The sequence below is a fragment of the Microcystis sp. M090S1 genome (assembly GCF_020246295.1).
Classification (GTDB): domain Bacteria; phylum Cyanobacteriota; class Cyanobacteriia; order Cyanobacteriales; family Microcystaceae; genus Microcystis; species Microcystis aeruginosa.
Genome location: NZ_JADBTF010000243.1, coordinates 1 through 9,235, shown reverse-complemented (window position 1 = coordinate 9,235; position 9,235 = coordinate 1). Strand labels below are relative to the sequence as shown.

Sequence of the window (9,235 nt, the reverse complement as noted above, 5' to 3'; positions counted from 1 at the left end):
ATCGTTTCCCCTTTTTTTAAGTTTCTTCTCTTTTTGTTAAGAAAGATCCGACTAATGGATCGCTTGATAAGGGGGGTACTGATCACCCCTTAATCCCCCCTTGATAAGGGGGGTGTCTGACAACTTTTAACACCTACCTACTTAAGTAGCTAATATCTATGAATAGGAATCATCAATTATTAATCAATCTCGCTTTTCTCGGTACTAAATATACTGGGTTGACTACCTATACTAAAAATCTCATTCCCCAATTAGTCAACTTAAATCCTACCCTAATCACTTCTAATAGTTACCCAGATTTTAACACCTATCCTGTGTCGGCAAACCTCACCCAAGAGCAGGGAACCAAAGGCAATATTAGGCGCTTAATTTGGACAGAAACCCAACTCTATCAAACCTATCAACAATTGAAGTCTTCCCTGCTATTTACCCCCATTCCCGAAGCACCTATTTATCGAAATTGCCGCTATATTGTCACAGTTCATGATTTAATTCCCCTGCGATTCCCGAAATTTTCTCCCCTAACTTTTTATAATAAATACTATTTACCCCAAGTCCTGAAAAAAGCCACACATATTATCGCTGTTTCTCAAGCAACGGCCGCCGATATTAATAAGTTTTTTAACATACCTCTTGACAAAATAACCGTGATTCTTTCTGGATATGATTCTCATAATTTTCGTCCTCTAAATCTGGCGACTCGTCCCTATTTTCTCTATCTTGGTCGTTATGATCCTCACAAAAATATCGCTCGTTTAATCACTGCTTTTTCCCAAATCGATTCCGAATATCAATTATTAATTGTCGGTCAATTTGACCCCCGTTTTACCCCTGCTCTACAGCAACAGGTAGAAGCATTATCAATCTCTCAACGAGTGCAATTTTTAAACTATGTTTCCTATACAGAATTGCCGCAACTTTTAAACCAAGCAACTGCTTTAGTTTATCCTTCCCTTTGGGAAGGTTTCGGATTACCTGTACTAGAAGCGATCGCCTGTGGAACTCCTGTAATTACTTCTAATCTTTCCTCTCTCCCAGAAGTCACAGGAGAGGCCGCAATTTTAATTAATCCCTATAGTATCGATGAGATGAGAGAGGCAATGCAGCAAATCGCTACCGATGAACAATTACGCCTAAAATTAAAGTCCCTCAGTCGTCAACGCGCCGAGCTTTTTAGTTGGGAAAAAACCGGACAAGAAACCGCCACAATTCTGCAAAGTTTTCTCTAAAAATGGTGACAAAAAAACTTATCAATCATTGTAGGATGGGTTAGACGGCAGTAAGCATTAAAACCCAAGGATATGAGAGCAAAAACCTGTACTCTCCTGGGGAGATTCAGTGTTACTTCCTATATATTATTGTGCCATTCTTCGGGAATTTGAGCGACTTTTTCCTTACCATTAGGCTGATGAATAGGTTTTCCTAAAGGACGAATTTTGAGATTTCCTTGCCAATAAGCGGCGATTCTTTCCTTGGCAATTTTCACATATTCTGCTTCTTTTTCACTCCCCATCACTCGACGATTGTGCATAATACTAGCAATCAGAGAAGTTCCGACCCCGGCAAAAGGATCGAAAACCCAATCCCCCTCATTTGTCAAGGCTAAAACACATCTTTCTACTAATTCGATCGGATATTGACAAGGATGGATAGTTTTCTCTGGATGATTAGATTTAACGTTAGGGATATCCCACAGTAACTCATCCCATTCTTGTGCCAAAAACTCCCAAACATCGCTGGGATTTTTCCCTAAAGGATTACCAGAGGGTTTACCGATATTTTTACCTTTAAAATGGCGCTTACCAGGGTATTTAGCGGGGATTCTCACCGGATCAAGATTAAAGGTATATTTATCGGTTTTTGTCAACCACAAAATAGTTTCATATCTGCCAGAAAATCTTTTAGAGGTATGTAATCCATGACCAAAATGCCAGACAATTCTATTTCTTAAAAAGAAACCCATTTGTTTAAATAGCTGATAATAAAAAATATCTAAAGGATAAACTTCTCCCTCTTGAACGAAATTTCCCACCTGCCAGCAAATACTGCCATTATCTTGCAAGATTCTAGAGAATTCTCGCAGAATTTTGGTTTGGGTTTCCAGATAAGTATCCAAAGAGATTTTTTTTTCGTAGTCTTTTCCTAAATTGTAGGGAGGAGAAGTAATAATCAAGCTCACAGAATTATCTGGTATAGTCTTGATAAAATTATTGCTATCTCCTTGATAAAGAATTATTTCGGCATCAGGTTGACAAGAATCTCGCACTGATTTTGATTGAGAAAATAGTGGCAACTGATTCATAGAAAATTTAGCAGAGAAGAGCCATTTTTAATTATATAGTTTTCTGTACTAAAAATCTCAAAGATTTCGGGCTGTGTAAAGTGGAAGTTTTACCATCTACCACCGCAGTTATTCAGCAAGCATCAAGTCTTCTTACTCATAGTAAAATGGGGATGCTCCCCATTTTACATCTAATATTCAAGAGAGCCAGTTTTTTCAAACAATTAATGTCATCTATAGCCAGCAAAGATATAAAAAAAATTCTACTTTTTTAGATAAAAATCGGGAAGAAAATTTTAACTTTTTTCTATTCTTCCCTCAATTGAGATTAGCTCAAACCCGGAACAAACTCGCCTAATTCCACTGTAAAAGGTTGCCAAGGACGAGGATCAATTACTTTTGTCGGTAAGGCATGGGATGTTAATAATTCTTGAAAAGATTCGGGACTACCCTCAGCACTTAACACCGCCATCAATAATCCTTTAAACTCGATATCACCACCGGCAGCCGTAGAAATAATATATTGAGGCTGCAAGCGTTGACAGACTGCTAAGGCGCTTTCTTGTCCTTTGATTACCGGTCCGAGGAAAGGTATTTTTAAGTCAATCAAAGGAGTGATAATCACATCAATTTTACCCAGAGAATCGAGGCTAGGAGAATGATAACCGTGGGGTTCGTAGTAGATACTCTGATTTGTCGCTAATTCCTTGATAACATAACCATTTTCCACCAGAGTCGGCCCGACTGGAGAACCGGGGACAGCAGTAATTTCGATCGCATTGTCAAAGATATAACTAGAGCCGTGGTTTAAAGGGATGGGATGGGTATAATTGAGCGCTCGAACCACTTTTTCGGCATTAGGAGAAGCTACCACGGGAATTTGGCGATCGAGTACCTGTAAAGTAGGAGGATGGGCGTGATCTTCTAAACCTTGGGAGAGAAGAATCAGATCGATATGTTCGGGAATGGCATGATTAGCGGTTTTTTTGCCCTCAAATAGCCAAGTTAAATTACCAAAAGTCAGGGAACCTACCAACCAAGGATCGAGAAGCAGGCGTTTTCCCCCGATTTCGATTAACCAAGAATTACTATCAAGCCAAGTTAACTGCATATAAGAAGAATGGGGATTTTCTTAATTTAATTTAACATTAGCATTAATTTTTCTGGGAAGTGGGGTTTTTCAGTCATCAGTGAATGCCATTTATAGCAGTTATCTTAATGGTGAGGTAGGAAGTCTCTGGTTTTAGGGAACAGGCAACAGTAGCCAGTCGTCAGGGGGTGATACCAAATTAGGTAGCTGGTTATAATTAAATTAAAAATGGATTTTAGGTTCGATCCCCCCTGCCCCCCTTGATAAGGGGGGTGCCGATAGGCGGGGGGATCTGAAAGTTTTTAATACCTATCTACTTAGGTTACACTTCATCTTTAGGAGAAACGCTGTAACACTGCTCACTTAATGCTTCTCACTGAAAACCCAAATCTGATCACTGATTACTGATTACTGATCACTGATCACTGATTAGTCAAGGCTTAAGAAATAGGGAAAGTTTAGCTATCTTAGGGAAAGTAGGCGCTAAAAGGGGAGGAAGAACGCATCAGCCGAGACTGAATTTCTATGACTAAACGTACCTTCGGTGTTATCGGACTAGCTGTCATGGGAGAAAATCTCGCTCTCAATGTGGAGAGTCGGGGTTTTCCTATAGCTGTTTACAATCGCACCGCCAGCAAAACTAAAGAATTTATGGAAACTCGCGCCGTCGGCAAGGATGTCAAGGCGGCCTATAGTTTAGAAGAATTCGTCCAAATTTTAGAGCGTCCCCGCAAAATTCTGGTCATGGTAAAAGCTGGCCCGCCGGTGGATGCCGTGATTGAACAATTAAAACCCCTTCTCGAAGAAGGAGATATGATTATCGATGGCGGTAACTCCCTCTACGAGGACACAGAAAGACGCACCCGCGACCTAGAATCGACCACTAAACTCGGTTTTGTCGGTATGGGGGTCAGTGGTGGCGAAGAAGGTGCTCTGCACGGTCCTTCCCTGATGCCGGGGGGTACAGAGTTCGCCTATCGGGAATTAGAGCCGATTTTAACCAAAATTGCCGCCCAAGTCGATGATGGTCCCTGTGTCACCTACGTGGGTTCCGGGGGTGCGGGCCATTATGTGAAAATGGTTCACAATGGCATCGAGTACGGCGATATGCAGTTAATTGCTGAAGCCTACGATGTGCTGAAAAATGGTCTAGGACTAAGCAATCAGCAGTTACAGGAAACTTTCGCCGAGTGGAATCGCACCGATGAGCTTAATTCTTATTTAATTGAAATTACCGCCGATATCTTTAAGTATGTTGACCCAGAAACCGGTCATCATTTGGTAGATTTAATCTTGGATTCGGCGGGACAAAAGGGAACCGGACGCTGGACCGTGTTAAGTGCCTTGGAGTTGGGGGTGTCAATTCCGACTATTTATGCTGCGGTTAATGCTCGCGTGATGTCCGCTTATAAGGATGAACGGGTGGCAGCCGCAAAAGAGTTACCCGGACCTGGGGAAACCTATCCGGGGGATGCGGCACTATTTGTGAATAAGGTGCGTGATGCTCTTTACTGCTCGAAAATGTGTTCCTATGCCCAGGGTATGGCCTTAATCGCTAAAGCTTCTCAGGAGTTTAACTATAATATCAGTCTGCCGGAATCAGCCCGGATCTGGAAGGGCGGCTGTATTATTCGGGCCGGTTTCTTGGATAAAATTCGCAAAGCTTTTGCGGAAAATCCGGGGCTGCCGAATTTGTTGTTAGCACCGGAATTTAAGCAAAGTATCCTCGATCGCCAAGAAGCCTGGCGTGAGGTGTTAGTCTTGGCTAATAAGTTGGGAATTCCTGTCCCGGCTTTTAGTTCTTCTTTGGACTATTTTGATAGTTATCGTCGGGCCAATTTACCGCAAAATCTCACCCAAGCACAACGGGATTATTTTGGCGCTCATACCTATGAACGTACCGATAAACCCAGAGGTGAGTTTTTCCATACGGAATGGATGGCTGAATCGTAAGGCTATCTAATATCTTCTCCCCTTTTTATTTCTGGTAAAAAGGGGAATTTTTTGGCTATCGGTCAAGAAATTTCGATAACCCTTGGGCAAATTGTTCGGCAGTCATGCTCCCACCTCGGTTGGCAGGGACTAAAAGAGAGCCGGTGCTGAGAAGTAACTCCCTGGTTGCCAATCGCTTCTAGGTGTTGAGCAGTGCCATAACCCTTGTGACGAGAGAGTCCATAATCGGGATAGCGTCTGTGCCAACGAGTAATTAAGTCATCGCGCCAGACTTTGGCCACGATACTAGCCGCCGCAATTACCGGGGATTGTTGATCTCCCTGAATTACCGCCTTTTGGGGGATTGACAAATCTTTAATAATGTGCTTGCCATCGACCCAGCAGAGACTGGGGGAAAGGGGTAATTTCCCGATAGCTCTGCTCATCGCCAGTAGGGAGGCATGAAAAATATTCAAGCGATCGATCTCTTTCACCGTAGCATAACCGATGCGACAAACAAAATCCCGTTGTATTTGCTGGCTCAACTTTTGCCGTTTTTGGGGGCTAAGTTGCTTACTATCCTTCACCCCCAACTCCCACAGCCGCGCAAAACCAGAGGGGACAGTGACCACTACCGCCGCCACCACGGGGCCAAATAAAGCCCCGCGCCCCACCTCATCGACACCGGCAATTAAGGGTTCTGCGCTCATGACTCATCGACAGTGGCGGAGGAACGACGACGACGACGACGCAGCACCTCGGTTTCAGGCTCTATTTGTGGCTCCTCTGTCACCTCGGCGCTCACCGGGGTCTCGAAAGGAATGACTTCGCCCAGAAAAACTGGAGTTTCGGTCGTAATCGGTTCGGGCGTAAAAGTCACTGGTGGACTAGCTTCTTGGTTGATTTCCTGACTAACTTCGCTAGTGGTGGAACGACGACGACGGCGCACCAAGGAGCGATTTTCGGCTTCCTCGCTGGTTTCCGTCGCTTCTACCGGGGTGTCCTCGACTTCTAGGGTAGGAGTCAAGGATATTTCAGGAGTAACAGGCATTTCTGGGTTTTCCGCTTCTCTTTCCCCTGCCAGTTTCACGGAAACAATCACCGATTTCGGGTCTTTAAACTCCTTATCCACCAGAATCAGGGGAGAAATGCCCATTAAAGAATAAACTTCCTGTTCTACCGGGGTCATTTCCACGGAAACCCGCTCCCGTTCGCTGACGGGGATATTTTTGGCGGCGCTGGCATCTTCTCCCCGTTTCGAGAGACGGGCGGGGCGTTCTCGTTTTTCCTCAAAGCGTTGGGGTTCTGATTCCGGCTCGATTTCGTTGTTAACACCGTTAGTAGAGGCTTTTTCGCTCCGTTCCTCTTTTAGTAACAGTTCCGAGGGACGACGGCGACGGCGACGGCGAGAATTATTAACCTGTTCTTGATAGTTGGGATGGAAGGAAAGATCTATCTCTTGGGCGTTTTCTTCGGCCTCAAATTCGGAGAAAACTTCTAGATAGGGTTCGGCCACCGCAACGCTAGGAGCGCTCTTATCGGGTAGAACCCTTGTATTAGTCGGAGCAACGATAAAGGTTTCTTTTTCCGCGCGGCTAACGGTGGGGGTTTCTAGGGCGATGGCGTTGCCTTCTCCGGGTAGATGGGCTAAATGGCCCAGTCCGCCGCAATGGTTACAGGTTTTGCCGAATAATTCATAAATGTTTTTCCCCTGACGCTTACGAGTTAATTCCACTAACCCCAATTCCGATAATTGGGCAATCTGGGGCCGGGCCTTATCGCTTTTCAGGGCTTTATTAAACAATTCCAGCAGTTTCAACTGGTCGCGACGGGAATCCATATCGATGAAGTCCACCACCACCACGCCGCCGATATTTCTCAAGCGCAGTTGTCGGGCGATTTCTGTGGCGGCCTCGCTATTAGTCCAGAGTACGGTTTCTCGGGCCGTGGCCGAACGGGTAAAGGAACCGGAGTTAACATCAATTACCGTTAAAGCTTCCGTCGGTTCGATGATAATGTAGCCGCCGGAGGGTAAATCAACCCGGGGTTTGAGGGCCTCGCGAATGGCGGCGTTAACCCGGAAATAGTCGAGAATTGGCTGGGTTTCCCGATGGGAGTCGATATAAACCCCTTCGAGAGCTTTGCCGCCGCCCCAGTTCGTCAATTGCTGTTTAACTCGTTTTACCGCCACCGGGTTATCCACAACAATGCGATTGACATCGGCACTGTACATATCCCGCAAAACCCTTTGAATAAAGTCATCATCGCGGTTAAGCAGGGCCGGGGCGCGGCTGCTGACGGCCATCTGTTGGATGCTCTCCCACTGTTTTTGCAGAAATTCCAAATCCTCGATAATCGCTTCTTCCGCTTTGCCTTCGGCCTCGGTGCGTACCAGCAAACCCATCCCCGCCGGTTTGACCAAAATCCCTAAAGCTCGTAAACGGGAGCGCTCGTCTTCACTGCGGATGCGACGGGAAAGATTCACCCCGCGACCATTGGGCATCAATACCAGATAACGACCGGGGAGAGTGACATTTCCCGTTAGCCGCGGTCCCTTGTTGCCGGTGGGTTCCTTCATTACCTGTACCAGCACTTTTTGCTGGGGGGCCAGTAATTCCGTGATGGCACCGGCGGTTTTTTTCAGTCTTAAGGGGCCCAGGTCGGTGACATGGATAAAGCCATTGCGTTCCGCATCGCCAATATTGACGAAGGCTGCATCTATCCCGGGGATAACATTTTCTACTAATCCTAGATAGATGTCGCCCACCTGCTGATTACCTGTGGCTACAACTAATTCCTGAATTTGATCTTCCCAAAAAACAGCCGCTATATGGTGTTGTTCGGCTATGATTATTTGTTTTGGCATTCAATTTCCTCAATCTTTCGGTTTCAAAAGCGACGGACCATGGGCTATTTGTCTATGCTTTGAGGCTACTTCTGGAAATCTGGTCTTGTTAAGAAAGTTCTAAGAAGATGAGTCCGCATCGTTAAAGCCTCATCTTGATGTTCATCTGCCTCTCAGACGTGGGAACTGAGTCTTGGTTTCAGTTGTTAAGTCTGTTTGGCAAGTGCCGGCTTGACCCACAATTAGGTAAGCACAGCCAGGAGACGAGATTTTCAATTAATCCCTGAGTCTTGCTCGATAACAGCATTTTTTATCCGTTTCCGCCAGTTCTGTCTATCAGAATCTAGGAAAAAAGGAGTTTTTGAGTTACTCCCCTCGGCAACAGGTTTCTGTGGAAGGGAAAATAGCGCACTTTTCGATTTTCCAAAAACCACGATTCTTTTAAGAAATGCTTTAATCGAGTCTTATAGACGACTATAACTCACTCGGTCACTCTCTGACAAGACGATGAGATGACCGGATTGACGGTTTCCTTAATCCCTTAATTCCTGTTCAGACAAGGCGATAACGTTCAAAATTCCCTGTAAATCGGCTTCTGACTCGATTTCTAGCAATTCTTGCAGGTAGGGACGATAACGGTATAGTCGATAACCTTTCCCCTCTAACCATCGGGCCACAGCTAAATTACTGCCTTGATTAGCGGCAATATTTTCGTAGAGAATAATCGGGGAAAAACGCTCAATTAAAAGTTGACTACCTTCTAAAACTGGTACTTCGTGGCCTTCCGCATCAATTTTGAGTAAATCCACCCTTTCTAACTGATAGGTATCAATTAAACTATCGAGGGTAAAACAGGGAACTGGTTCGTAATTGTCTGACTTTAATTGGGCTGCATCGGTAACGACTTCATTTAATTCACTAGCTTGATACAGGGATAAATAAACATTTTCCGGGAGCATCGGGAGCATCTCACCTTTGCAATAAGTAGAAATGCTTAATGAGATCAATAAAAAAGTTAAAAAAGGCAACCATTTAGATAAGCACAGCGATGACGAAGGACTTGCGGTACATTACAAGATTGCCAACT

Annotated in this window: 7 protein-coding genes; 2 read left to right on the top strand and 5 right to left on the bottom strand. The window is 44.7% G+C overall.

All coding sequences use genetic code 11. The features are described from left to right. The first annotated feature begins 158 nt into the window (after positions 1–158). Positions 159–1,229, top strand: a complete 1,071-nt coding sequence (locus IM477_RS10965) for a glycosyltransferase family 4 protein (RefSeq protein ID WP_287731718.1) — start codon at positions 159–161, stop codon at positions 1,227–1,229. Between the two features lie 119 nt (positions 1,230–1,348). On the opposite strand, the gene IM477_RS10960 is transcribed toward IM477_RS10965, so the two are convergent. Next, positions 1,349–2,302, bottom strand: coding sequence for a DNA-methyltransferase (locus tag IM477_RS10960; protein ID WP_287731717.1), 954 nt, complete (start codon positions 2,300–2,302; stop codon positions 1,349–1,351). 307 nt (positions 2,303–2,609) lie between these two features. Then, the gene (locus IM477_RS10955) at positions 2,610–3,392 is read right to left on the bottom strand and encodes an MBL fold metallo-hydrolase (RefSeq protein WP_287731716.1); all 783 of its coding nucleotides are present in this window, start codon (positions 3,390–3,392) and stop codon (positions 2,610–2,612) included. 504 nt (positions 3,393–3,896) lie between these two features. On the opposite strand from IM477_RS10955, the gene gnd reads away from it, so the two are divergent. Beyond that, the gene (gene gnd / locus IM477_RS10950; protein ID WP_287731715.1) at positions 3,897–5,324 is read left to right on the top strand and encodes a decarboxylating NADP(+)-dependent phosphogluconate dehydrogenase; all 1,428 of its coding nucleotides are present in this window, start codon (positions 3,897–3,899) and stop codon (positions 5,322–5,324) included. 62 nt (positions 5,325–5,386) lie between these two features. Here gnd and rnhB read toward each other — a convergent pair whose 3' ends face one another. The 3 genes from rnhB to IM477_RS10935 all read right to left on the bottom strand — a co-directional run bounded on the left by rnhB (position 5,387) and on the right by IM477_RS10935 (position 9,116). Continuing rightward, complete coding sequence (rnhB, locus tag IM477_RS10945) at positions 5,387–6,013, bottom strand: ribonuclease HII (RefSeq protein WP_287731714.1); 627 nt, start codon at positions 6,011–6,013, stop codon at positions 5,387–5,389. Beyond that, positions 6,010–8,169, bottom strand: coding sequence for a ribonuclease E (rne, locus tag IM477_RS10940; protein WP_287731713.1), 2,160 nt, complete (start codon positions 8,167–8,169; stop codon positions 6,010–6,012). The genes rnhB and rne overlap by 4 nt, the downstream gene beginning before the upstream one ends. A gap of 512 nt (positions 8,170–8,681) precedes the next feature. Beyond that, positions 8,682–9,116, bottom strand: a complete 435-nt coding sequence (locus IM477_RS10935) for an FkbM family methyltransferase (protein ID WP_287731712.1) — start codon at positions 9,114–9,116, stop codon at positions 8,682–8,684. Between the last annotated feature and the right edge of the window lie 119 nt (positions 9,117–9,235).